Here is a 24,292-nt window from a genome sequence, read left to right on the forward strand (position 1 = left end):
CGGAACGCTCCCGGCCGATCCTGTCTCGTCTAGCGCAGGCCGGCCCGGGCCGCAAAGGCGCAGCGACGTGGCCGAACCCGGCAGCATAATCGCGGCGGCGCCGGTCCGGTTTTGCTCGACACCCGGGGAGGGGGTTGCTAACCGGGATTTCAACGAATGAATACGCCGACCTGGGGGAGACTGATGACGACGACGAAAGCCGCCGCGCGTGCCGTCCTGTGCCTCGCGGCCCGGTGCCGTGCCATGCCGTTCCTGGCCGCCCTGCTGCTGGCGGGCGCGCTGCCGGCCCAGGCGGCGGAGGGCGCCGGAATCGACGGCGCCGCCCTGCCGCTGCTCTGGGGCCTCCCGTTTGTCGGCATGTTGCTGTCGATCGCCGTCATCCCGCTGCTGGCCGGGCATTTCTGGCACCATCACTACGGCAAGGTCGCGCTGTTCTGGGGGCTGGCCTTCCTGGTGCCGTTCATCGCCGTGTTCGGCGCCGGGCTCACGGTCTACGAGGTCGCCCACGCGGCGCTGCTGGAATACATCCCCTTCATCATCCTGCTGTTCTCGCTGTTCACCATTTCCGGCGGCATCCTGCTCACCGGCAACCTGCACGGCAGCCCGGGGGTGAACACCAGCCTGCTCGCCATCGGCACGCTGCTGGCGAGCGTGATCGGCACCACCGGCGCCTCCATGGTGCTGATCCGCCCGCTGCTGCGCGCCAATGACGACCGGCGCCACAATGTGCACACCGTGGTGTTCTTCATCTTCCTGGTGTCGAACATCGGCGGCTCGCTCACCCCGCTCGGCGATCCGCCGCTGTTCCTCGGCTTCCTGAAGGGCGTGGATTTCTTCTGGACCACGCAGCACCTGTTCCACGACACCGCCGTCATGGCCGTCATCCTGCTCGGCGCGTTCTACCTGCTCGACCGCTATTTCTATGCGCGCGAGGAGAACCTGCCGGCCAAGGCCGACCCCACCCCGGACACGGAGCGGCTCGGCCTGCGCGGGCTGCGCAACGTGCCGCTGCTGGCCGGCGTCATCGGTGCCATCCTGATGAGCGCGCTGTGGAAGCCGGGCATCGAGTTCGACATTTTCGGCACCCATGTGCCGCTGCCCTCGATCGCCCGCGACCTCGGCCTGCTGGTGCTGGCGGGAATCTCCATCGCGATCACCCCGGCTTTCATCCGCGAGCGCAACGGTTTCGACTGGGAGCCGATCCGCGAGGTCGCCAAGCTGTTCGCGGCCATCTTCCTCACCATCATTCCGGTGATCGCGATCCTCAAGGCGGGCGCCAACGGCGCGCTGTCGCCGCTGGTGGCGCTGGTGACGGACGAGGCCGGCGGGCCGGTGAATGCCGGCTATTTCTGGATGACCGGCCTGCTCTCGGGCTTCCTCGACAATGCGCCCACCTATCTGGTCTTCTTCAACCTCGCCGGCGGCGACGCGCAGGAACTGATGACGCGCTACGCGGTGACGCTGGAGGCGATCTCGGCCGGCGCGGTGTTCATGGGGGCGCTGACCTATATCGGCAACGCGCCCAATTTCATGGTGCTGGCCATCGCCAAGAGCCGCGGCGTCGCCATGCCGAGCTTCTTCGGCTACATGGCCTGGTCGGGGCTGTTCCTGCTGCCCTGCTTCGCGCTGCTGACCTGGCTGTATTTCCTGTAGCGGGCTCAGCTCGCCGGCCGCTTCGCCTCCAGCGCGGCGAAGCGGGTGCGGAACCAGCGGTCCAGCATCGCCGTCTCGAAGCGCAGCGGCTCGGTGGAGCGCACCGCCACCGGGTCGGTCAGATAGTTCATCGCCCGCAGCGTCTCCTCGCCGCGCGCGATCACCTTGCCGCTGCGGCGCAAGGTGTAGCGCAGCGTCATCGAGGGCCAGGTGTCCTGCCGCATGACGCGACGTTCCCCGGTGCGCGAACGCAGCGGGTTGATCCTGCCGGCGAGGTCGAGGTCGAGCACGGTGACGTCGATCTCATAGCCCGCCGGCAGCCGCTTGGCGGCGAGGCGCTGGATGATGCGCTCCAGCCCCTCCAGCGTCAGGCGCTGCTCGACCGGCCCCCAGGAGAGATTGCCGTCGCGGTAGGTCTCCGGCGCGCGGAAGGTGACATGCGTCGCCGCCTGCGCCGCGCCGGGAAGCAGCAGCACCGCACCGAGGGCCAGTGCGGCGCGGGTGAGGGGCGGGATGCCGGGCGTCGTCATGTCTTCCTCCGCGGAGCGTGAAGGGTGAGTGTCGCCCTATTCCGCCGCCATGGCCATCCCGGGCTGGGCGCCGCGCACGCCCTCGCCGAACGCCGTCTCGAAACGGGCGAAATGAGCGCCGAACAGCCCGGCCAGCCGGCGCGCGGCGACCCCGTGCTCGATCTGGCTGGGCCAGGCTCGCGCCGGGTCGAGCAGCCGGGGGTCGACATCTTCCAGCGCCGTCGGCACGGCGAAGCCGAAATGCGCATCGGTCCGCCATTCGCCGGCCGCCAGTTCGCCCGCCAGCGCGGCGTCGACCAGCCGCCGGCTGGTCTCCAGCGGCACCCGGCGCCCGCTGCCGGCCTGCCCGCCGACCCAGCCGGTATTGACCAGCCAGCAGGTCGGCGCATGCGCGGCCAGCAGGTCGCGCAGCAGCCGGCCCTGGATGTCGGTCGTACCCGGCAGCTCCGCAGCGGCGAAGCCGGGCGCGAAGGCCGCTTCGGGCGTCTCCCCGGTGCCGCCGGCGCCATAGCCGGAGAGGAAATGGTAGAGCGCCTGCTCCGGGCTCAGCCGGGCGATGGGGGGCAGCACGCCGAGCCGGTCCTGCACCAGCATGAACAGATGCGTCGGCGCGCCGAGGGAGCCGCCGCGCCGGTCCGGCCCCGCCGGGGCGATGGCGCGGGCAAGGGCGGCCGAGGCGGCGTCGGCGAAATCGGGCACCCGCGTGTCGGGGTCGACCGCGATATTCTCCAGCACCGCGCCGAAGCCCGGCGCGGCCTCCGGGGGATGGAGCCGGTCGGCGGGGCGGGCATAGGCGCCCGTCTCCAGCACGAACACGCCCTCGCTCTGCCAGGCCAGCGCGCCATCGCCGACCGGCGCCTGGGCGCAATAGCCGGCCAGCGCGGTCTTGCCGGCGCCGCTGGTGCCGAGGAACAGCGCGACGTCGCCCGCCGGGCCGTGGGTGACGGCGCCCCGCAGCGCCAGCACGCCGCGTCCGGCAAGCCGGTCGGCGAGGAAGATGAACAGCGCCTCGCGGATCGCCTCGCTGCGGGCGGTGCCGGCGACCAGCGCCAGCCCGTTGTCGAGGTCGATCGCGATCGCGCCGGCGGGGCCAAGGCCGTGCCTCTCGGCGTCGGGCCGGAAGCTGGGCGCGCATAGAATGGTGAGGTGCGGGCCGTTATCGGCGCCGGCCGCGCCTGTGTCTGCGGCGGCATCCGGGGCGGGGAGCAGATTGCGGGCGAGCAGCGCGTGCCAGGCCTGTTCCGAGAGCACCCGCAACGCTACGCGCCGGCCCGGCCCGGCGTCGGCCTGTGCCTCCTGTCCGAACAGGGTGCGGCTCCCGGCATGTGCCAGCAGGTCGGCCTTGAGCGTCTCGAAGGTCTGGCGCGGCAGGAGGGCGATGTCTCCGCCGGCGCCGGTTTGGCCCGCGCCGTCTTCGCCCGCCTCGCGCACCAGGTAGCGGCCGGGTGCCGCGCCCTGCGCGGTGGTCACGACCAGCGCGCCGGTATCGGTGAGCCGGGCCTCGCCGCGCGCTACGGCGCGCTCGCACAGCGCCGCCGTTCCGAGATTCCAGAACACCCGGCCGGTGGCCGAAAGACCGAGGGCGGAAAGACCCGCCATTTCCGGGCCGTGATGTTCGCTCTGCGTGCCGGTTTGACTCAAGGTCGGCTCCTCCTACGCGTGACAGGAAGAGGCACCATGGGAGCGCAGTCGGGCGTTTTGAGCGAGTTTCCGGGTCGATTCTGTGGCCAAAAGCGGGACGCAGCGATATCTTGGCCCCGAAGCGGTGGCCTCAAACCATTGCGCTGCGGGCCTTGTTCGCCAGTTCGACCAGCACCGCGCGCATCTCCTGCGCGCTCGTGACGCGGCGCCCGAAATCGAGCCGGCGCACCCGCGTGCCGTCCATCAGGTCGCAGCCCTCGGGGTCGAGCCCCACCAGCCGCCAGTGGCCGGGCCCGGTGCCGAGGAGATGGAGGGCGTAGAGCTGCACCGCGTCGGCATGGTCGGCGTTCATGTGCGCGACGGCGCCTTCCTCGGCGGCGAGGACGGCGCCGGCGTCGTCGATCCGGGTGGCAAGCTCGGCTCCCGCCACATCGACGATCCGCCCGAATCCGGCGACGAGATGGGCGCTGTCGACCTCCATGCGGTAGAAGGCGAAGTCGCTGAAGCCGGCAAAGCCCGCCGCGTCCGGATGCCGCGCCAGGAACCGGCGGCGCGCCGCGGCGCCCGCGTCGGTATCGGCGAGCGGCGCGATCCGGCCCTTCAGGCCGGCGCGTGCGCCCTGCAGTTCGTCGCCGTCGCGGTGCTCGTCCACCAGCAGCGACACGCGCGGGTCGCGCCCGAGATTTCCGGTGTGGCGGGCGAGCTGCGAGAGCAGCAGCAGCGGCGCGCCATCGGGCAGGGTGGCAAGCTGGACCAGCGAGGCATAGGGCCCGCCATCGGCGTCCAGCGTCGCCAGCGCCCCGGTCTGGCTCTCGCGGAGCAGCCGCTTCACCGCCAGCACCGGGTTGAATTCGTCCGTCTTCCGGGGAGTCGCCGACATGGTGGAACACTCCGTTTTCCAAGGCCAAAGGGGTGCGCGAGCCGGCGTCCAGCGTCAAGCGCTCCGCCATGATTGGCCGTCGCCCTCGAAACGCGCTAATTTCCGTTGAATCAGTTTGCGTGTCACATTGTGGCCACGCCGGCGGGGTTCACCGCTTCGTGTACCGCCGCCGAACAGGAAAGTGCGCAGATGCCGACCATCGCTCTCGTCGACGACGATCGCAACATTCTCACCTCCGTATCCATCGCCCTGGAGTCGGAGGGCTACCGGATCCAGACCTATACGGACGGCGCCACGGCACTTGACGGTTTCAAGACCAATCCGCCGGACCTCGCCATCTTCGACATCAAGATGCCCCGCATGGACGGCATGGAGCTGCTGCGCCGGCTGCGCCAGAAAAGCGACATGCCGGTCATCTTCCTCACCTCGAAGGATGACGAGATCGACGAATTGTTCGGCCTGAAGATGGGGGCCGACGATTTCATCAAGAAGCCGTTCTCGCAGCGCCTGCTGGTCGAGCGGGTGAAGGCGGTGCTGCGCCGCTTCGCACCCAAGGACGGCACCCTGCCGCGCGAGACCGACAGCGCCAAGGTGCTGGAGCGCGGCCTGCTGCGCATGGACCCCGAGCGCCACACCTGCACCTGGAAGGGCGAGAACGTCACCCTCACCGTCACCGAATTCCTCATCCTGCAGGCGCTCGCCACCCGCCCCGGCGTGGTGAAGAGCCGCAACGCGCTGATGGACGCGGCCTATGACGACCAGGTCTATGTCGACGACCGCACCATCGACAGCCACATCAAGCGGCTGCGCAAGAAGTTCAAGGTGACCGACGACAATTTCGAGATGATCGAGACGCTGTATGGCGTCGGCTACCGCTTCAAGGAGTAGCGGCTCCTTGCTCGATCCCGAATCGACCCGGAGCGCGCCCGACGAGATGGTGGTCGGCGATGAAGGGGAATCGATGGACATGCCCCGGCCCGCCGAGCGGGCGGGCCTGCTCGGCGCGTTGCGCCGGGCACGCAATTTCGTTGCCTTCAAGAGCTTTTCCAGCCTCACCCGCCGCATCGTCCTGCTCAATCTGGTCGGCATGTGCGTGCTGGTGTCGGGCATCCTCTATCTCTCCGAATTCCGCGCCGGGCTGATCGACGCGCGGGTGCAGAGCCTGCTGGTGCAGGGCGAGATCATCGCCGGCGCCATCGCCGCCAATGCGCAGGTCGAGACCAACGCCATCACCATAGATCCCGAGCGCCTGCTGGAGCTGAGGGCTGGCGAGAGCTACGGCCCGGGCGAGGAGGGCTTCGCGCCGCTGGAATTCCCGATCAACCCGGAACGCGTCGCCCCGGTGCTCAAGCGGCTGGTCGAGCCCACCGGCACCCGCGCCCGCATCTACGACCGCGACGGCGCGTTGCTGCTCGATTCGCGCTCGCTCTACGCGCGCGGCGAAATCCTGCGCTTCGACATGGCCGCGCCCACCACGCCCAAGCCGAACTGGATGGAGCGCGGCTGGAACAGCATGAAGTTCTGGTTCGAGCGTGGCGACCTGCCGCTCTACAAGGAACTCGGCCCCAATAATGGCAAGGGCTACCCGGCGGTGGTGGAGGCGCTGCAGGGGCAGAAGGCGAGCGCGGTGCAGGTCAATGACCGCGGCCAGGTGATCGTCTCCGTGGCGGTGCCGGTGCAGCGCTTCCGCGCCATTCTCGGCGCGCTGCTGCTGTCCACCCAGGGCGGCGAGATCGACGAGGCGGTGGCGGCCGAGCGGCTGGTCATCGTGCGGGTGTTCCTGGTGGCGATGGCGGTGATGGTGGTGCTGTCGCTGCTGCTCGCCGGCACCATTGCCGGCCCGGTGCGCAAGCTCGCCGACGCCGCCGAGCGGGTGCGCCGGCGGACCCGCTCGCGGGTCGAGATCCCGGATTTCACCAGCCGCTCCGACGAGATCGGCCATCTCTCGGGCGCGTTGCGCGACATGACCGACGCGCTCTATTCGCGCATCGAGGCGATCGAGAGCTTCGCCGCCGATGTCTCGCACGAGTTGAAGAACCCGCTGACCTCGCTGCGTTCGGCCGTGGAGACGCTGCCGCTGGCCAAGTCCGACACCTCGCGCGGCCGGCTGCTGGAGGTGATCCAGCACGACGTGAAGCGGCTCGACCGGCTCATCACCGACATTTCCGACGCCTCGCGGCTCGACGCCGAATTGCAGCGCCAGGAATCCGAGCCGGTCGACCTGGTCCGGCTGCTCAACACCGTCACCGGCGTGCACAATGACGTGCTGCGCGGCGACGGCGTGCGGGTGAGCCTCGCCTTCGAGCCGGCGCCGCCGGCGGGAAGCAGCACGTTCATCATCCCCGGCCACGATTCCCGCCTCGGCCAGGTGATCAACAACCTGATCGACAATGCCCGTTCCTTCTCGTCCCAGGATGGCGAGGTCCGCGTGACCTGCCGGCGGACCCGCGACGCGGTGGAGATTCTGGTCGACGATGACGGCCCGGGCATTCCGCCGCACGCGCTGGGCCGCATCTTCGAGCGCTTCTACACCGACCGGCCGGAAGAGCAGGGCTTCGGCCAGAATTCCGGCCTCGGCCTGTCCATTTCCCGCCAGATCATCGAGGCGCATGGCGGGCGCATCTGGGCGGAGAACCGGCCGGCCGAGACCCGCCCGGCCGAGCCGGCGGCGAAGAAGCCGAAAGCCACGCGCGCCAGGGCCAAGCCGGCGGCGGGCGAGACCCCCGTCGCCCCCGCCGGCGGGGCGCAGGCCGAGACGCCGAAGCCGGCGGCCAGGCCTTCCGGCGCGCGTTTCGTCGTCCGGCTGCCGGCGAGCTGACCATGGCGGGGGTGATCGACGGACCCGACGGCGCCACCCCGCACGCGGCCACCGTGCACGCCTCCTGCGTCCGCGTCGCCGGGTGCGGGGTGCTGATCCGGGGGGCGTCGGGCACCGGCAAGTCGCACCTCGCCTTTGCACTGCTTCTCGCAGGCCGCGCCGGCATCGCCACCCCCGCCGAACTAGTCGCCGACGACCGCGTGGTGCTGTCGCGCCGGGGCGCGCGGCTTTTCGCTGCCGCGCCGCCCGTGCTCGCCGGGCTGATCGAGGTGCGCGGGGCCGGCCTGCGGCGCGTGCCCTTCGCGGCCGAGACCGCCGTCGATCTCGTGGTCGACCTCGGCGCCGCCGATGCCGCCCGGCTGCCGGCGCCGGCGGCGCGGCAGGTGGCGCTCGAGGGGGTGGAGATCGCGCGCCTCCCCGTCCTCGCCGGCGGCGATGCGGTGCAGCAGGTGCTGGCGCTGATCCTCACCGAGGCCGTCCCGGAGTAGCGATTTCCCGCTTTTTCGCGCCGCCGCCGGCCCTGTGCGGATTTTCCGCAGCGGTACTTGCCATTCGTGTGCAGCGCAACGATGATGTGCGCCCCGCAAAGGGGGCGGCGGGCGATCCTGCAATGAAGCCTCCCGCAAAGAATTGCAGTCGCGCCGGACAGGCGTGCGGCGGAGCAAGATGATAGGTCTCGTACTCGTAACGCACGGACGCCTTGCCAGCGAATTCCGCGCCGCGCTTGAACATGTCATGGGACCGCAATCCCACATTGAAACCATCACCATCGGGCCGGACGACGATATCGAGCGGCGCCGGCAGGACATCGTCGATGCGGTCGCGGCGGTGAACAGCGGCGGCGGCGTGGTGATCCTCACCGACATGTTCGGCGGCACGCCCTCGAACCTTGCCATCTCGGTCATGACCGCGCCCGACATCGAGGTGGTCGCCGGCATCAACCTGCCGATGCTGGTGAAGCTCGCCACGGTGCGCGGCGAGGTGCCGATGGGCGAGGCGGTGGTGCAGGCCCAGGAAGCCGGGCGCAAATACATCAACATCGCCAGCCGGGTGCTGGCCGGGAAATGAGCGTGACCACGGACGGTCTCCGGCGCGAGCTTGCCATCGTCAACAAGCGCGGCCTGCACGCCCGTGCTTCCGCCAAATTCGTCCAGACGGTGGAGCGCTTCGACGCCGATGTGCGCGTCACCCGCGCCGGCGAGACGGTCGGCGGCAGCTCCATCATGGGATTGATGATGCTGGCGGCGGCGCCCGGCACCACCATTCTGGTGGAGGCGAGCGGCGCCGAGGCGCAGGCGGCGATCGAGGCGCTGGAGGCGCTGGTCTCCGGCCGCTTCGGCGAGGACGAGTGAGCGAGCCGCCCCGGCACCCGCAAGCGTCATATAAAGACATCTTTATATCGTTATTGTATTTGTGGAGCCCGGCTGCTATCACCCGGCCAGCTCATCCGTACCGCTTTGCGTCAGGCAGCAGGGAATCCGCATCATGGCCATTGCCAGCGACTACATCGTCAAGGACATCAGTCTCGCCCCGTTCGGCCGCAAGGAACTCTCGATCGCCGAGACCGAAATGCCGGGTCTGATGGCCACGCGCGAGGAATACGGCCCGAAGCAGGTGCTGAAGGGCGCGCGCATCGCCGGCTCGCTGCACATGACCATCCAGACCGGCGTGCTGATCGAGACGCTGGTCGCCCTCGGCGCCGATGTGCGCTGGGTGTCGTGCAACATCTACTCGACCCAGGACCACGCGGCCGCCGCCATCGCCGCCGCCGGCGTGCCGGTGTTCGCCGTCAAGGGCGAGACGCTGACCGAATATTGGGACTACACCGCCAAGCTGTTCGACTGGCACGGCGGTGGCCACCCCAACATGATCCTCGATGATGGCGGCGACGCCACCATGTATGTCCATCTGGGCCTGCGCGCCGAGAACGGCGACACCGCTTTCCTCGACGCTCCCGGCTCGGAAGAGGAGCAAGTGTTCTTCGCGCTGCTGAAGAGGCAGCTCAAAGAGAAGCCCAAGGGCTATTTCAAGGCGATCGCCGACAGCATCAAGGGCGTCTCGGAAGAGACCACCACGGGCGTGCACCGCCTGTACGACATGCAGAAGGCCGGCACGCTGCTGTGGCCCGCCATCAACGTCAACGACTCGGTCACGAAATCGAAGTTCGACAACCTCTATGGCTGCCGTGAATCGCTGGTCGACGGCATCCGCCGCGGCACCGACGTCATGATGTCCGGCAAGGTCGCCATGGTCGCCGGCTTCGGCGATGTCGGCAAGGGTTCGGCCGCCTCGCTTCGCCAGGCCGGCTGCCGCGTGATGGTCTCCGAAGTCGACCCGATCTGCGCGCTGCAGGCGGCGATGGAAGGGTATCAGGTGGTGACCATGGAAGAGGCGGCACCGGTCGCCGACATCTTCGTCACCGCCACCGGCAACAAGGACATCATCACCATCGAGCACATGCGCGCGATGAAGGACCGGGCGATCGTCTGCAACATCGGCCACTTCGACAACGAGATCCAGATCGCGTCGCTGAAGAACCTGAAGTGGGACAACATCAAGCCGCAGGTCGACGAGATCACCTTCCCCGATGGAAAGCGCATGATCCTGCTGTCGGAAGGCCGTCTGGTGAACCTAGGCAACGCCATGGGGCACCCGTCCTTCGTGATGTCGGCCTCGTTCACCAACCAGACGCTGGCGCAGATCGAACTCTATGCCAACAACAAGGACGGCAGGTACAAGAAGGAAGTGTACGTGCTGCCGAAGTCGCTGGACGAGAAGGTCGCCATGCTGCACCTCGCCAAGATCGGCGTGAACCTCACCAAGCTGCGCCCCGACCAGGCCGCCTATATCGGCGTGACCCCTGAAGGCCCCTTCAAGTCGGACCACTACCGCTATTGAGCCTTTCCGGGTTCGCGCGAGTGTAAAGGGCGCCTTCGGGCGCCCTTTTTCGTCTCAGAGCTCCCTCTGCATCAACACCAGGTCGAGCCGACGGCCGAACTTGATGCCGATGCCCGGCATGCGGGCGGTCTCGATGAAGCCGAGGCGCGCATGCAGGGCCAGCGAGGCGTCGTTGCCCGCCGTGACGCCACCGATCATCACCTTCTTGCCGAGCGCGCGCGCCGGTTCGAACAGGGCTTCCACCAGCGCCCGCCCCAGCCCGCGCCCGCGCGCGGCTTGCGCCACATAGACCGAATGCTCGACACAGATGCGAAAGCCCTCGAAGGGGCGGAAATCGCCGAAGCTCGCATAGCCCAGCACCTCGCCCCCGTCTTCGGCGACGATCACCGGATAGGCCTTGGCCCGCCGGTCGCGCAGCCAGGCGACGCGGTTGGCGAGATCGGTCGGCGTGTCGTTCCAGATCGCCGTCGAGTTCAGAACGGCGTGATTGTAGATGGCGAGGATACCGCCCAGATCGGCTTCCACTGCGTCGCGTAGCATCATGTTCCCCGGTTCCGGCATCGGCAGCTTAGAGCATGTAAGGGGAGTGGCGCGCGACTTTCGCGGCCGGCACAGGCTCGTCCGGTGCCGCACTGTCGACCCTGTGAATCCGCTCGATGGCAGGGACTGGCGGCGTCGCGGCGATGAAATTCCCCGCCCGCCGCTGGAATGAAGCCGGAACGCTCCCCATATCCGGGTTTCGCGGGGCGACCGCGCCAGGAGGAAAGACCTAAAGGATGAGCTCGACCGATCCGTTCGATCGCATGCGTTTCACCGTCAGGAAGGTGAGCTGGTGGCAGGTGGCGCTGGTCGTCGCCGTGGCCCTGGCGCTCGGCACCGCTCTGGCGCTGGTCGCGGCCAGCGTGTTCCTCGTTGTCTTCCCGGTCGTCGTCATCGCCGGCCTCGCCTACCGCCTGTTCGGCGGGCGTCGGCGCACGGGTGCCACGGGCGGCCCCGAGATCATCGAGGCCGAATACCGCGTGCTGTCACCCGAGGAAGCGGCGCGCGCCGATCGCGACCGCTGGGATTCCGGCCACACGCCGCGCTGAGGCGACCATCGCCGGTTTCTCGTCAGCGCCGCTCCTGCAGCCTCACGCCGGTGCCAGTTCGATGCCCAGCAGCCGGGTGGTGACGGAGAAATAGATTAGTAGCCCGGTCAGGTCGACGATGGTGGTCAAGGCGGGACCGGAAACCACGGCGGGGTCCTGGCGCAGCGCCACCGAGACGACGGGCAGTACTGCACCGATCAGGGTGGCGCTCACCACCTGGACGGCGATGGCGACGCCGATGGCGATGCCAATGTCGCTGAGGCCCAACCCCATGGGGATTTCGGCGCCGTTGGAGAGGAAATACACCTTCAGATAGGTGAAGACGAACAAGGTCGCCGCCACCAGCAACGCTACCCGTAGCTCCCGCCACAGAACCCGCCCTGCATCGAGCGTTGTGATGCTGCCGAAGGAGATGGCGCGGGTAATCAGGCTCGCCGACTGGGTGCCCACATTGCCTCCGGTGTCCGCGATCATGGGCATGTAGAGCGCGAGGATCACCAGCACGTCGAGCGCGCTCTCATAGGCGTGGACCACAAGGCCGGCCGCAAGCCCCGCAACCGCAAGGCCGAAGATCCAAGGTATACGGCGCCTGTAGTCCTGCCAGATGGTGAGATTCATGTAGTTGTCGTGGTCGTGGGCCACGCCCACGATGCCCGCCATCTTGGCCGCGCTTTCGTCGGCCATGTCGAACAGAAACCGATAAGCCGCCTCATCCGGGAGAAGGCCGCGGATCCGGCCGTCCTTGTCCAACACGGGCAGGCAATGCGCGCGGGTGCGCAGAACATTGCGAGCGGCATCTTCGGCGGCGGTATCCTCGGTCAACGGCGTCACGTCGGCGATCACCATCTCGCGTGCCGGCCGCGTCGCGGCTTCGGCAAGGCAGTCGCGCACGTTGACGAGACCGAGAAAGCGGCCGTCCAGCTGCCTCAGGCAGGCGAAATTCACGTCGTCCTTATGGGCGGCCTCCGAAAACCGGGCCACCACGTCCCCACAGGTCGCAGACGAATCGAAACTGAGAAAGTCCTGCCGGGCGATCGAAAGGACGGCGATGGTGTCGGACGGAGCAAGCATGAGGTCCTCGCAAGGCGGCGCCACCGAGAGGCGTCAGAGCCGCAGAGTACCTCCCTCCCTTTTTGTCCATGTGACGTCTGTGGCCCTTTGCCGACCCAGGCGTCGTGAAGGAGGCCGCAGCTTCCTTCCATGCTCGCGCCCCGCGAGAGCCGATCACTTCTCCACGAAGGCTTTCTCGATCACGAAGTCACCCGGCTCCGTGGTCGAGCCTTCCTCGAAGCCCTTCTCCTTGAGAATGACGCGCATGTCGTCGAGCAGCTGCGGGCTGCCGCACAGCATGACGCGGTCGTCCTCCTTGTCGAGCGGCGGCAGGCCGAGATCGGCGAACAGCTTGCCGGAGGTGATGAGATCGGTGATACGGCCCTGGTTGCGGTAGGGCTCGCGCGTCACCGTGGGGTGGTAGACCAGCTTCTCCTGCACCAGTTCGCCGAAATACTCGTTCTCCGGCAACTCCTCGGTGATGAACGCTTGATAGGCGAGTTCCGCCACCGTGCGCACGCCATGGACGAGGATGACCTTCTCATAGGCCTCGTAGGTCTCCGGGTCCTTGATCAGGCTCATGAACGGCGCGAGGCCAGTGCCGGTGGCCAAAAGATAGAGCCGGCGGCCCGGCACCAGATAGTCCACCAGCAGGGTGCCGGTCGGCTTGCGCCCGACAATCACCTCGTCACCGACCTCGAGGTGCTGCAGCCGCGAGGTAAGCGGCCCGTTCGCCACCTTGATCGAGAAGAACTCCAGCGTCTCCTCGTAATTGGCGCTGGCGATGGAATAGGCGCGCAGCAGTGGCTTGCCGTCCACCTGCAGGCCGATCATCACGAACTGGCCGTTCTTGAACCGCAGCGCCGGGTCGCGCGTGGTGGTGAAGGTGAACAGGTTGTCGGTCCAGTGATGCACCGACAGGACGCGCTCAGTGTGGAGATTGCTCATCTACAATCCATAAAAGTGAAAACTTCCAAACAAACTGGAAGCTGATGTAATTCTTGGGCTCCGTTTACTGCGCATCGGGGCCGCTGTCGACCCTTTGTCGCGGCCTTGTCACGCGCGCTTGCGCCTCTCGCCGGGGTCGGGGAAACATGCGGCATGGGCCCCGCCGGGGGCCATGAGCCTTGTCAAGGAGACCGCCGTGTTCAGCCACATCATCCTTGGGGCGCGCGATCTCGTCGCGCTGACCGCCTTCTACGACGCGGTGCTGGCACCGCTCGGGCTGGTGCGCGTCGACGAGCCGTCGGATGGCGGGCCACCCGGCTCGATGTGGCTGCTGCCGGGGCGGCGCTGGCCGCAATTTTTCGTGCAACTGCCGTTCAACGGCCTGCCGGCGAGCTGGGGCAATGGCACGCAGGTCAGTTTCGCCGCACCCTCGCCGGCGGCGGTGGACGCGGCGTGGCGGGCGCTGATCGACCATGGCGGCTTCGACGAGGGGGCGCCGGGCCTGCGCCCGGACTACGCGCCCGACTATTACGGCGCCTATGGCCGCGACCCGGAGGGCAACAAGCTGTGCTTCGTGCATCTGGCCGAGCTGGAAGAGCTTACCGTCAGGGCGGGTGCGTGAGGCGGCGCGGCGCCGGTCAGCGGCCGGCGTCGTTCTCGCGCCTTTTCTCGTACATCTGCGCCTCCGCCCGCCGGACCACCACTTCCAGCCGCTCGCCCGGCGCGCTGGTCGCCATGCCCAGCGACAGGCGGAGCGTGCTGGCGGAATAGAACTGGTTGTTGAGGTTCGCCAGTTCGTGGATGCTCTCCATCACGGTGAGCCCGGCTTCCGCATCCACCCCCGGCAGCAGCACGGCGAATTCGTTGCCGGCGATGCGCGCGGCGCAATGGGGGGCGTCCACCGCCTTGCCGATGATCTCGCCGGCGCGGCGCAGCAGCATGTCGCCGGCCACCTGGCCGAGCTGCTCGTTCACCTTCTTGAGGCCGTCGAGGCGGACCGAGATGACCGTGACCGGAAACGGGCCGCGCCGCTCCAGCCGGTTCAGTTCGTCGACATAGAAGGTGCGGTTGTAGAGCTTGGTCAGCACGTCGTGCTTGCCGAGATATTCGAGATAGGCCTCGGCCTTCTTGCGCGCGGTGATGTCGGTGAGCGCGACCTGCACCAGCGACCAGTCGTTCTCATGGCCGGGCAGCACCGAGAATTGCAGATGCACATGCAGCAGGTCGCCGCCCAGCGTGTAGTTCACCACCTCGCGGCTGTGGAACAGCTTGCCGTTCCACAGCTCGATCAGCTGCTCGCGGAAATGGCGCTGCATGTCGTCGCGGAACACCGCCTGCACGTTGTCGACCAGCTCGGCGGTGCTGCTGGCGCCGAACATTTCCAGCGTGTGCCGGTTGACCTCGAGCACCCGGATTTCGCTGACACAGCGCTGCACGAATTCCGGATGCACGTCGGTGAAGACGCGGAAATCCTCGATGCCGCGAAAGCGCAGATCGTCCATCAACTGCTTGATGGTGGAGAAATCCTCCACCCACAGCGACACCGGCGAGTGCTGGAACAGGCCGAGCGCATAGCGTTCGGCATTGGCGGCCTGGCGGCGCGCCGCCTCGCGGGCGGTGACATCCTCGGCGGAGAGCAGGATGCGGCCGAGGCTTTCCTCATAGCCCGGCAGGACGGTGCCCTTGAGCTGGATGTCGAGCCGATCGCCGGCCAGCGTGTAGTTGACCGCCTGGCTGGAAAAGCTCGTATGCCCATCCCAGAGCTGCGACAGCTCCTCGATATGGGTCAGCAGCATGTCGTCGCGGAACACCTTGTCGAGATTGTCGACGAGGTGGGAAAAGCTGCTGGCCTCGAACAGCGTGAGCGTGCGCCGGTTGACCTTGAGCACCTTGATGCGCCGTGAACATTCCGCGACCCGTTGGGGGTGTCCGCGCAGATGGTCGCGCAGCGAGGTGACGCCCTCGGCGCGCCAGCGCTCGAACAGCTCCCGCACGGCGCTGAAGTCCTCCAGCCACAGCGAGATCGGCGCCAGGTCGAACATGTCCTCATCTTCGCCCCGCACCGGCCGGGGGGCCATCCGGGGCTCCAGTGGCGACATGCTGGATTTGTTCGGCTTCATCGCGGCATACCGACCATGTGCAGGAGGTTGTCGTAAAATGTGGGAACCAGCCCTTCCGGGCGGACCTTCGTACGATCGTCGCGAAGGTAAAATGAGACCATTTGGTCCAAATTCCACGTAAACTTAAGGGAGATTCGTCTGCGCCGCAACGCGCGGGCACCGGGTCGGCGCCGGCGCGGCGACGGTGTACGCCGCCACACTTTCTTATATCCTCCTGCCGGCGCGGAGGCCATCCGCGACCCGGCCTGGATGTGACATGAGCGACATTATCTGCATTTCCCCGATCGACGGCACCGAGCTCGCCCGCCGCCCGCCTGCCTCCGAGGCGGCGATCGCGCAGGCGCTGGCACAGGCCCGCGCCGCGCAGCGTGACTGGCGCCGGGTGCCGATCGCCGAGCGCTCGTCCCATGTGCTGCGCTTCCTCGATGCCATGCTGGCGATGAACCAGGAGATCGTGCCCGAGCTCGCCCAGCAGATGGGCCGTCCGGTGCGCTATGGCGGCGAGTTCGGCGGCTTCGAGGAACGGGTGCGCTATGTCGTGGAGATGGCGGAGGATGCCCTCGCGCCGGTCATTCCCCATGATGCGCGGCCGGGCTTCACCCGCTACATCAGGCGCGACCCGCTCGGCCTCGTGCTGGTGGTGGCGCCGTGGAACTACCCCTACCTGACGGCGGTGAACACCATCGCCCCGGCGCTGATCGCCGGCAACGCGGTGCTGCTCAAGCACGCGGCGCAGACGATCCTCGTCGGCGAGCGTTTCCAGATGGCGATGGACCGCGCCGGCCTGCCGAAGGGGCTGTTCGCCAATCTGGCACTGACCCATGACCAGACGTCGCGGCTCATTGGTTCGGGGGCGGTCGATTTCGTCAATTTCACCGGTTCGGTGGAAGGCGGGCGGGCCATCGAGCGGGCGGCGGCGGGCACCTTCACCCCGCTGGGCCTGGAACTCGGCGGCAAGGACCCGGCCTATGTCAGGGCCGACGCCGATCTCGATTTCGCGGTGGGCAACCTGGTGGACGGCGCCTTCTACAATTCCGGCCAGTGCTGCTGCGGCATCGAGCGCATCTATGTGCATGAAAGCCTCTATGACCGCTTTGTCGAGGGTTTCGCCGACCTGACCTCGCGCTACGTGCTCGGCAACCCGCTGGACGAGACGACAACGCTGGGCCCGATGGCGCAGAAGCGCTTCGCCGACCTCATCCGTGGCCAGATCGCCGAGGCGGTGGGCAAGGGCGCGACGGCGCATGTCGACCCCGCCGCCTTCCCCGCCGACAAGGCGGGCACGCCCTATCTCGCCCCGCAGGTGCTGACCGGCGTCGACCATTCCATGTCGGTGATGCGCGACGAGAGCTTCGGCCCGGTGGTCGGCATCATGAAGGTGAAGGACGACGAGGAGGCGCTGGCGCTGATGAATGACAGCGTCTACGGCCTCACCGCCTCGGTCTGGACCGCCGACCTTGACGCCGCCGAGCGGCTCGGTGCGGAGATCGAGACCGGCACCGTGTTCATGAACCGCTGCGATTATCTCGACCCGGGCCTCGCCTGGACCGGGGTGAAGCAGACCGGGCGCGGCGCCTCGCTCTCGCGCCTCGGCTTCGAGACGCTCACGCGGCCGAAATCCTTCCATCTGCGCCACGGCTGAGGTCGCCGGCGCCGGGCTTGCCGTAGCGGCGGGCGGCCTCGATGGCGAGGCCGGTGCCGACCGAGCCGAACGTGTCGCCATCCACCGCGCGCGCCTGCGGCACGGTGGCGCGGATGGCGGCGCGCACATGGGCGAGCCGGGTCGAGCCGCCGGTGAGGAACAGCGCGTCGATGTCGCCCGCCTTGAGCCCTGCCTGGCCGAGGCAGATGCCGACCCGCCGGGCGATCCTGCCGGCCAGCCCCTTCGTATGTTCGACCAGTTCGTCCGGCGTCAGCCCCACCGACAGCCCGGCCTCCAGCCAGCCGAGGTCCACCCGCGCCTGCTCGGCCTCGGCGAGGGCGATCTTAGCCGCCTCGGCCTCCATCGCCAGCGTGTGGCCGCGCTGTTCCTCGATCACCCGGATCAGGCGCTCCACCCGCTGCGGCTCGGCCGCCTCGCGGCGCACCTCGTTGAGTTCGCGCACGGTCCTGGCGTTGTACAGCCGGTTGATGCTCGACCAGGTCGCCAGCTCGTGGAAATAGCCGCTCGGCACGTCGCGGCCGGGCCGCTTCATCGGGCTGCGGAAGCCGAGCAGCGGCATCAGCGTGCCGAGGCTGAGGGTGCGGTCGAAATCGGTGCCGCCGATGCGCACGCCGTCATTGGCGAGGATGTCGTCGGCGCGGTCCGCGCGCGTCCGGCGCGCCTCGCCGAGCCGGACGATGGAGAAATCCGAGGTGCCGCCGCCGATATCGGCGATGAGCGCGATCTCTTCGCCCGTCGCCTGCTGCTCATAGTCGAGCGCGGCGGCGATGGGCTCGAACTGGGTCGAGACCTCGGTGAAGCCGATGTCGGCCGCGATGGCGCGCAGCGTGTCCTCGGCCTTGCGATTGGCCGCCTCGTCGTCGTCGACGAAGAACACCGGCCGGCCGAGCACGACCGCGTCCAGCTTTCCCCCGGCCGCCCCGGTGCCGGCCTCCGCCTCCGCCCGCGCCTTCACCGCCCCGAGATAGTCGGCGATCACCTCGCGAAAGCCGATGGCGCGGCGCCCGATCTGGGTCTTCTCCTCGATCAGCGCGCTGCCCAGCACCGCCTTGAGCGAGCGCATCAGCCTCCCGTCCTCGCCCTCGACATAGCGGGCCATGGCGGCGCGGCCGATGGTGAGGTTGCCGTTCCGGTCGTAGAACACCGCGCTCGGCACGGTCGACTTGCCGTCTTCCAGCGCGGCCAGCACCGGCCCGCCGCCGCGCCAGAGGGCGAGGGTGGTGTTGGAGGTGCCGAAGTCGAGGCCGCAAAACGTCATGGACAAGCTCCCATCGGAAGGGGCGCCTTCCTAGAGGCTTCGTATGACCTGTTCAACTGACATGATGTTGACGTCGCCCGCCGGAGGCGCCACAGCTTGGCGACATTCACAGGGAACGACGCCGTGACGCTGCACAACTGGACCATGAAGCACTCCATCGCGGTGGTGGTGATCACGCTGCTGGCCGTCGGCGCCTTCCTGTTCAGCTGGACCTGAGCGACGCCGGCGCGCAGAACTTCCGGCCTTTTGACTTCTGGCCATTGTCACATGCCGCCCTTATCTGAGGGCAGGGTCGCGTTGCGCGGCCTCCGGGAGGAGTGACGTCCGTCGTGCTGTCCAAACCGCCGACCGAGAACAGTGCCGACGCCGGGCAGGCCGGCGGGCTGGACGAGACCCTGCGCCTGTCGGAGGTGCTGAATGCCATCGCGGCGGATACCTCGCGTGAGCGCATCGCCGTGGGCGATCTGCTGAAGGTGATGCAGGAGCGGGCCTTCGGGCCGCTGATGCTGATCTTCGCGCTGCCCAACGCGCTGCCGACGCCGCCGGGCACCTCTTCCGTGCTGGGCGCGCCGCTGGTGTTTCTCACTGCGCAGCTCGCGCTCGGCTGGTCGCCCTGGCTGCCGCCGATCATCGCCCGGCGCTCCATCGCCCGCAAGGATTTCGCCGCCTTCGTCGCCAAGGCCACGCCCTGGCTGGCGCGGGCGGAGAAGTTGCTGCGCCCGCGCTTCGGCGTGCTGGCGCATCCGCCGGCGGAGAACATCGTCGGGCTTATGTGCTTCGTGCTGGCGGTGGTGCTGGTGCTGCCGATTCCGCTCGGCAACATGCTGCCGGCGCTGGCGATCTGCCTGCTGGCGCTCGGCATTCTGGAGCGCGACGGGCTGTGGATCATCGCCGGGATGGCGCTCGCCGTCGCCTCGCTCGGCGTCGTCTGGGGCGTGGTCTGGGCCTTCGTGAAGACCGGGCTGTTCCTGCTGCACCGCCTGATCGACTGAGCGAGGGCACGACGGCCCCCGGGTCAGCCCTGCGCGCGGGCGCTCTCCAGCGCGCGGGTCAGCATGTCGAGGCATTCGCGCGCCTGCTCGTGGCCGGTGGCATCGCCGCGCAGGCGGAACGCGATGTCGCGCAGGTCGCGTATGGCGACATCGACGGCGGTGGCGAGGTCGATGTCGAGATCGGCCTCATACGCATAGTCGGGCTCGGGGACGCGGATCGGAAACGGAACGACGTTACTCATGCGACTACTGGACTCGTGTTCGGCGAATCGCCCTTGGCGTTATCCCCGGAAAGATGCCCGCAATTGGTTAACGACCCGCTCCTGTTACCGGCCGCCTCCAGGAGTGTATGCAGTCAATATGCAATCAATACTTCATTGTATTGACATTGAATGCTTCACTGCCTAGCTATTGAATGCAGCGTGCCGAGGCGAAGAGGCGTCGGCACGTGCAGGAGAGACCTTCATGTCCGTCCGTCTGCCTTCCGTGCCGGTCGCCGACCGGGCCTATCCGACACTCTCGCCCTTCAAATGCGGCATGCGCGCCTGCTGTCCGCGCTGCGGGCAGGGCAAGCTGTTCGACGGGTTCCTGAAACTGGCGCCGCGCTGCGAGGTCTGCGGCCTCGATTATTCCTTCGCCGACCCGGCGGATGGCCCCGCCTTCTTCGTCATCTGCTTCGTCTGCGTGCCGGCAGTGATCTTCGGCCTGTGGCTGGAAGTGGCGTTCCAGGTTCCCTATTGGGTGCATCTGGTGACGACATTGCCGGTGCTGCTCGTCACCTGCATCCCGCCGCTGCGCCCGCTCAAGGGCTGGCTGGTGGCGAGTCAGTATTACCACAGGGCGGAGGAGGGGCGCCTCGTCACCGCCGCCGACGTACCGGACGCCGCCTCAGCCGCCCGCGAGTGAGGGGCCGGCCGGCGCCGCCCCGGTCTCGCGGAAGCGCGCCGGGCGCACCCCGGCGGCCTCGAGGTCCTCGCCGCAGGCGCCGGAGCGCAGATAGGCGAGTTCCCGCTCGCGCGGCGCCAGCAGCGGGTCGAGCCGGCGCAGTTCCTCGTCGACCATGCCGGGATGGCAGTGCACCAGCACCCGCGTCCCCGGCCCCCGAAGGCTCGCCCGGAACACGTCGCGATAGGGCGGATCGGGCGTGAAGCCGTAGAGCCCGCGAAAACTGTCATTGCTGGCGATGCCCGCGCGCGCGGCGCGCGGCGCGCTGCCGGCGGCGAGCGTGCCCACGACCAGCGCCTTGCGCAAGCCGAGGCCGCGTCGCCGGGCCCAGGCGAGGGGCTCGGTGCAGTTGCGCAGCCAGGGCAGCCGCCCGCCATAGCGCGCCACCATTTCCTCGATCACGACCGCGCGGATGCCCGGCAGCGCGTGGGCGTGCTGGTGGCCGTCGATGAAGTCCGGTGGTGCGCCCCATGCGTCCTCGAAGGCATCGAGCTGAGCGCGCAGTTCGTCCCGCAATGCCGCGCGCGGCAGCGCCCCGGCCAGCGCGCGCAGGATGAGCGGCCCGATCTCCGGCAGCCGCCCCTCATGCGCCAGCCCGCGCGCGGGGGAGAGTGCGCGCTGGCCGGTGAGGGTGAAATGCAGGCCGATATCGGCGGGATAGGCGGCGACGAGCGCCCGGAGCCCGTCCGCCCGCCGCTTCCAGCCCGGCAGCCCGGTCATGGCGCCGGTGGCCGAGAGCCGGCCGCGTTCGATCAGTTCCTCTATGGCCGCGCTCACGCCGTCGCTCAGGCCGTAATCGTCGGCGCAGATTACTATGGGTTTCAGGGTGTTTCCTTTCGGTGTCCGGCGGACAAACAAAGATCACAATCGACTCATACGTCAATGCAAGTTTCACGAAAGTCAGCCGTGCCTTTAATAAAGGGAAGGTCGCCTTACCTGACGGAAAACGTTTCCGTCGCCAAGGCGAGAGGCAAGTAAATCTAGATTAAAGACATGAGCAAAGCTTCCCCAAGGTCGCCCGGCCTGATCTCGATCGTGGTGCCGGTATACAATGAGGCGCGCTGCCTGGCGGCGCTGCACGCCCGGCTCTGCGCCGTGCTCGATGCCTATCCCGAACTGCGCCGGGAATTCGTCTTTGTCGACGACGGCAGCCGCGACGACAGCTTCGCTCTGCTGGCCGCGCTCGGTGCCGGCGATCCCGCGATCAAGGCGCTGCGCTTCGCGCGCAATTTCGGCAAGGAATCGGCGATGGCCGCCGGCCTGCGCGCGGCGGTGGGCGACATCGTGGTGCTGATGGATTCCGACCTTCAGCACCCGCCGGAGGTCATCCCGGAGATGATCGAGCGCTGGCGCGACGGCGCCCAGATGGTCACCGCCGTGCGTCGTTCGCGCAGTACCGATCCGCTCGGCCGGCGGCTGCTCTCGCGCGGCTTCTATCATTTCTTCCACGCGCTGTGCGAGGTCGAGATCCCGGAGGGAGCGGGCGACTACCGCCTGTTCGACCGCCGCGTCGTCGACGCCATCAACGCCCTGCCCGAGCGCAACCGCTTCATGAAGGGCATCACCAGCTGGGTCGGCTTCCGGCAGGAGGAGATCGAGTTCGAGGTCGCCGAGCGCGCCGGCGGCACCAGTTCGTTCAACACGCTGCGCCTGCTGCGCTACGCCATCGACGGCCTGTCCTCCTTCTCCATGGTGCCGCTGCGGGTCTGGTCGCTGGTCGGGGTGGCGCTCGCCGGCCTGTCGGGCCTCTATGGCCTCTATCTGCTCGGCGAGGCGCTGGTGTTCGGCGTGCGCACGCCGGGCTTCCCCACCATCATGGTGAGCATGCTGTTCGTCTCCGGCGTGCAGCTCATCAGCCTCGGCGTCATCGGCGAATATGTCGGGCGCATCTTCACCGAGGTGAAGCGCCGGCCGCTCTACCTCGTCGCCGACGAGATCGGCTTCGGGGTATCGGCCGCGCGGCCGGCCGGCTCGTCCGCCCCCGCCGAGATGCGGCAGGCCCCCGCCCTCGTGCCGGATGGTTTCGCCTCGTGAGCCTCGACACTTCCGCCGTTCCCGCCGCCGCTCCCGGTCGCCCCGCGCTGCGGCGCGGGCAGGCGATCTCGCCGACGCGCCTCGCCAGCCTCGCCGTGTTCGCGGCGGTGGCGGCGTGGATCGTGCTGACCTTCCGCGATTATGGCATCAGCAATGACGAGCCGGTGCAGCACACCTATGGCCAGCTGCTGCTGGCCTGGTATGCGAGCGGATTCACCGACGAGCGCGCCTTCCACTACATCAACCTCTATCTCTATGGCGGCCTGTTCGACCTGATCGCGGCCGGCCTCGAGCCCTATGTGCCGCTGCCGCTCTACGAGTGGCGCCACCTCCTCTCCGCCGGCTTCGGCCTGGTCGGGCTGGTCGGCACCTGGCGGCTGGCGCGGCTTCTCGGCGGTGAGAAGGCGGGCCTCGTCGCGGTGCTGCTGCTGGCCTTCACCGGTATGTATGGCGGGGCGATGTTCACCCACACCAAGGACGTGCCCTTTGCCGCCGCCATGGTGTGGAGCCTCTGTTTCATCACCGCCCTGGCGGTGGAACTGCCAGCGCTGCCGCGCTGGCGCACCGTGCTCGGGCTCGGTCTTTCGGTCGGCTGCGCGCTCGGGCTGCGGGTCGGCGGGGTGTTCGCGGTGTTCTATCTCGCGCTCATCCTTGCGGCGGGGACGCTGGTGTTCCGCGACCTGCGCCTGCCGCTGCGGGTTCTGCCGCGGCTCGTCGTCTCCGGCCTGGTGGCGCTCGCGCTGATGGCGGCGACCTGGCCATGGTCGGTGCTGCCGCCGACCAATCTGTTCAAGGCGATGGGCGCCTTCAGCAATTTCAGCTTCGACCTCAAGACCCTGTTCAACGGTCGCTTGCTGCCGATCGACCAGGTGCCGCCCGGCTACATGCCGGAATATCTGCTCATCAAGCTGCCGGAAGTGACGCTGCTCGGCCTTCTCGCCGCGCTGGCGATGACGGTTCTGGCGGCGGCGCGGCTCGTGCGCGGACGACGGTTGGCGATGGCGGTCCTCGCCCATCCGCGACGGATGCTGGCCTTTCTGCCGCTGGCGCTGGCGATCCTGGTGCCGGTCGTCTTCGCCGTGCTGGACGACCCGCCGCTCTATAACGGCATCCGGCATTTTCTGTTCGTCCTGCCGCCGGTCACGGTGCTGGCGGCGCTCGGGCTCGTCGGCGGGTGGCGCGGGCTGTGGCGGCACTCGCGCGTCGCCGGGGCGGTCTTCGCGCTGGCCGCGCTCGAGCTGTTCCTGTTCAACGCCTCGGTGCTGTGGCGCCTGCACCCTTACGAATATGTCGCCTATAACCAGCTGGTCGGCGGCACCGCCGGGGCGTGGGGGCGCTTCGAGGGCGATTACTGGTCGTCGAGCCTGCGCGAGGCATCGCTGGCGCTGCGCCACGGGGTGGCGCGGGAGAGGGCGCCGGAGCACCCCTACAAGGTCTCGGTCTGCGCCGAGGACGTGCAGGCGCTGACCTATCTCGGCCCGAACTTCCAGGCGGTCGAGGACTGGGACGGTGCCGATTTCGTGCTGTCCGCCAGCAATGTCGGCTGCGACGGGATACCGGGCCTGCCCTATGCGACGGTGAGCCGGATGGGCCTCGCCTTCGCCTCGGTGATGGACCAGCGCCTGCGCCACCCGCCGGTGGAGGTGCCGCTGCCGGACAAGGACCGGGGCATGGACAAGGGGATGGATCCCGACGCCCCGGCGGTTTCGCTGAAGGAGGCCGGGCCGCAGGAAACCGGGCCGCAGGTCGCCAAGGCCCGGCCGTGAGGGGCCCG

The 24,292-nt window shown here is 68.4% G+C and carries 24 protein-coding genes; 14 read left to right on the top strand and 10 right to left on the bottom strand.

Going from position 1 to position 24,292, the window contains the following annotated elements; all coding sequences use genetic code 11:
* The first annotated feature begins 183 nt into the window (after nt 1-183).
* A complete protein-coding gene (locus tag KHC23_RS06960; protein WP_213370864.1) occupies nt 184-1,653 on the top strand; it encodes a sodium:proton antiporter in 1,470 nt (489 codons plus the stop codon).
* Nucleotides 1,654-1,658: 5 nt separating this feature from the next.
* On the opposite strand, the gene KHC23_RS06965 is transcribed toward KHC23_RS06960, so the two are convergent.
* The 3 genes from KHC23_RS06965 to KHC23_RS06975 form a co-directional block, all read right to left on the bottom strand.
* Nucleotides 1,659-2,183 carry a DUF3016 domain-containing protein gene (locus KHC23_RS06965; RefSeq protein ID WP_213370866.1) on the bottom strand — a complete coding sequence of 175 codons (525 nt, stop codon included), beginning with the start codon at nt 2,181-2,183 and terminating at the stop codon, nt 1,659-1,661.
* 36 nt (nt 2,184-2,219) lie between these two features.
* Nucleotides 2,220-3,824 (bottom strand): phosphoenolpyruvate carboxykinase (ATP), encoded by a 1,605-nt coding sequence (locus KHC23_RS06970; RefSeq protein WP_213370868.1) that lies wholly within the window; start codon nt 3,822-3,824, stop codon nt 2,220-2,222.
* Nucleotides 3,825-3,954: 130 nt separating this feature from the next.
* Nucleotides 3,955-4,704, bottom strand: a complete 750-nt coding sequence (locus tag KHC23_RS06975) for a HugZ family pyridoxamine 5'-phosphate oxidase (RefSeq protein WP_213370870.1) — start codon at nt 4,702-4,704, stop codon at nt 3,955-3,957.
* 189 nt (nt 4,705-4,893) lie between these two features.
* Between KHC23_RS06975 and KHC23_RS06980 the strand changes: the two genes are divergently transcribed.
* The 6 genes from KHC23_RS06980 to ahcY all read left to right on the top strand — a co-directional run bounded on the left by KHC23_RS06980 (nt 4,894) and on the right by ahcY (nt 10,420).
* Nucleotides 4,894-5,592 (top strand): response regulator transcription factor, encoded by a 699-nt coding sequence (locus tag KHC23_RS06980; protein ID WP_152303983.1) that lies wholly within the window; start codon nt 4,894-4,896, stop codon nt 5,590-5,592.
* 7 nt (nt 5,593-5,599) lie between these two features.
* Nucleotides 5,600-7,522 carry a sensor histidine kinase gene (locus KHC23_RS06985; RefSeq protein WP_213370872.1) on the top strand — a complete coding sequence of 641 codons (1,923 nt, stop codon included), beginning with the start codon at nt 5,600-5,602 and terminating at the stop codon, nt 7,520-7,522.
* 2 nt (nt 7,523-7,524) lie between these two features.
* Entirely contained in the window at nt 7,525-8,010 is a 486-nt protein-coding gene (locus KHC23_RS06990; protein WP_213370874.1) for an HPr kinase/phosphorylase, read from the top strand.
* Between the two features lie 178 nt (nt 8,011-8,188).
* The gene (locus KHC23_RS06995) at nt 8,189-8,590 is read left to right on the top strand and encodes a PTS sugar transporter subunit IIA (protein WP_213370876.1); all 402 of its coding nucleotides are present in this window, start codon (nt 8,189-8,191) and stop codon (nt 8,588-8,590) included.
* Nucleotides 8,587-8,874, top strand: coding sequence for an HPr family phosphocarrier protein (locus tag KHC23_RS07000; protein WP_213370878.1), 288 nt, complete (start codon nt 8,587-8,589; stop codon nt 8,872-8,874). The genes KHC23_RS06995 and KHC23_RS07000 overlap by 4 nt, the downstream gene beginning before the upstream one ends.
* A gap of 133 nt (nt 8,875-9,007) precedes the next feature.
* Nucleotides 9,008-10,420 carry an adenosylhomocysteinase gene (gene ahcY, locus KHC23_RS07005; RefSeq protein WP_213370880.1) on the top strand — a complete coding sequence of 471 codons (1,413 nt, stop codon included), beginning with the start codon at nt 9,008-9,010 and terminating at the stop codon, nt 10,418-10,420.
* 54 nt (nt 10,421-10,474) lie between these two features.
* Here the strand turns inward: ahcY and KHC23_RS07010 are convergent, their stop codons facing one another.
* The gene (locus tag KHC23_RS07010; protein ID WP_213370882.1) at nt 10,475-10,963 is read right to left on the bottom strand and encodes a GNAT family N-acetyltransferase; all 489 of its coding nucleotides are present in this window, start codon (nt 10,961-10,963) and stop codon (nt 10,475-10,477) included.
* A gap of 233 nt (nt 10,964-11,196) precedes the next feature.
* On the opposite strand from KHC23_RS07010, the gene KHC23_RS07015 reads away from it, so the two are divergent.
* Entirely contained in the window at nt 11,197-11,508 is a 312-nt protein-coding gene (locus KHC23_RS07015; RefSeq protein WP_213370884.1) for a hypothetical protein, read from the top strand.
* Nucleotides 11,509-11,550: 42 nt separating this feature from the next.
* On the opposite strand, the gene KHC23_RS07020 is transcribed toward KHC23_RS07015, so the two are convergent.
* Both KHC23_RS07020 and KHC23_RS07025 read right to left on the bottom strand, forming a co-directional pair.
* A complete protein-coding gene (locus tag KHC23_RS07020; RefSeq protein WP_213370886.1) occupies nt 11,551-12,579 on the bottom strand; it encodes a magnesium transporter in 1,029 nt (342 codons plus the stop codon).
* A 153-nt stretch (nt 12,580-12,732) separates the two neighbouring features.
* Nucleotides 12,733-13,506: a ferredoxin--NADP reductase gene (locus tag KHC23_RS07025; protein WP_213370888.1), complete on the bottom strand. Its 774-nt coding sequence runs from the start codon at nt 13,504-13,506 to the stop codon at nt 12,733-12,735.
* Nucleotides 13,507-13,678: 172 nt separating this feature from the next.
* Here KHC23_RS07025 and KHC23_RS07030 point away from each other — a divergent pair, with 172 nt between their 5' ends.
* On the top strand, nt 13,679-14,128 hold the full coding sequence (locus tag KHC23_RS07030) for a VOC family protein (protein ID WP_213370890.1): 450 nt from the start codon (nt 13,679-13,681) through the stop codon (nt 14,126-14,128).
* A 16-nt stretch (nt 14,129-14,144) separates the two neighbouring features.
* On the opposite strand, the gene KHC23_RS07035 is transcribed toward KHC23_RS07030, so the two are convergent.
* Nucleotides 14,145-15,584 carry a sensor domain-containing diguanylate cyclase gene (locus KHC23_RS07035; RefSeq protein ID WP_246544371.1) on the bottom strand — a complete coding sequence of 480 codons (1,440 nt, stop codon included), beginning with the start codon at nt 15,582-15,584 and terminating at the stop codon, nt 14,145-14,147.
* Between the two features lie 298 nt (nt 15,585-15,882).
* On the opposite strand from KHC23_RS07035, the gene KHC23_RS07040 reads away from it, so the two are divergent.
* Entirely contained in the window at nt 15,883-17,268 is a 1,386-nt protein-coding gene (locus KHC23_RS07040) for an aldehyde dehydrogenase family protein (RefSeq protein WP_213370894.1), read from the top strand.
* Here the strand turns inward: KHC23_RS07040 and KHC23_RS07045 are convergent.
* Entirely contained in the window at nt 17,231-18,547 is a 1,317-nt protein-coding gene (locus KHC23_RS07045; protein WP_213370896.1) for an Hsp70 family protein, read from the bottom strand. The two genes, KHC23_RS07040 and KHC23_RS07045, sit on opposite strands and share 38 nt — an antisense overlap.
* A 329-nt stretch (nt 18,548-18,876) precedes the next feature.
* Between KHC23_RS07045 and KHC23_RS07050 the strand changes: the two genes are divergently transcribed.
* Nucleotides 18,877-19,539 (top strand): exopolysaccharide biosynthesis protein, encoded by a 663-nt coding sequence (locus tag KHC23_RS07050; RefSeq protein WP_213370898.1) that lies wholly within the window; start codon nt 18,877-18,879, stop codon nt 19,537-19,539.
* Nucleotides 19,540-19,562: 23 nt separating this feature from the next.
* On the opposite strand, the gene KHC23_RS07055 is transcribed toward KHC23_RS07050, so the two are convergent.
* Nucleotides 19,563-19,781 (bottom strand): hypothetical protein, encoded by a 219-nt coding sequence (locus KHC23_RS07055; protein WP_213370899.1) that lies wholly within the window; start codon nt 19,779-19,781, stop codon nt 19,563-19,565.
* A gap of 223 nt (nt 19,782-20,004) precedes the next feature.
* Here KHC23_RS07055 and KHC23_RS07060 point away from each other — a divergent pair, with 223 nt between their 5' ends.
* The gene (locus tag KHC23_RS07060) at nt 20,005-20,445 is read left to right on the top strand and encodes a DUF983 domain-containing protein (RefSeq protein WP_213370901.1); all 441 of its coding nucleotides are present in this window, start codon (nt 20,005-20,007) and stop codon (nt 20,443-20,445) included.
* Here KHC23_RS07060 and KHC23_RS07065 read toward each other — a convergent pair.
* The gene (locus KHC23_RS07065; protein ID WP_271188738.1) at nt 20,428-21,261 is read right to left on the bottom strand and encodes a ChbG/HpnK family deacetylase; all 834 of its coding nucleotides are present in this window, start codon (nt 21,259-21,261) and stop codon (nt 20,428-20,430) included. The two genes, KHC23_RS07060 and KHC23_RS07065, sit on opposite strands and share 18 nt — an antisense overlap.
* Nucleotides 21,262-21,477: 216 nt before the next feature.
* Between KHC23_RS07065 and KHC23_RS07070 the strand changes: the two genes are divergently transcribed.
* Nucleotides 21,478-22,518: a glycosyltransferase family 2 protein gene (locus KHC23_RS07070; RefSeq protein ID WP_213370903.1), complete on the top strand. Its 1,041-nt coding sequence runs from the start codon at nt 21,478-21,480 to the stop codon at nt 22,516-22,518.
* Nucleotides 22,515-24,284, top strand: a complete 1,770-nt coding sequence (locus tag KHC23_RS07075; protein WP_213370905.1) for a glycosyltransferase family 39 protein — start codon at nt 22,515-22,517, stop codon at nt 24,282-24,284. The genes KHC23_RS07070 and KHC23_RS07075 overlap by 4 nt, the downstream gene beginning before the upstream one ends.
* The last annotated feature ends 8 nt before the right edge of the window (nt 24,285-24,292 follow it).

The organism is Ancylobacter dichloromethanicus (assembly GCF_018390645.1).
Classification (GTDB): domain Bacteria; phylum Pseudomonadota; class Alphaproteobacteria; order Rhizobiales; family Xanthobacteraceae; genus Ancylobacter; species Ancylobacter dichloromethanicus.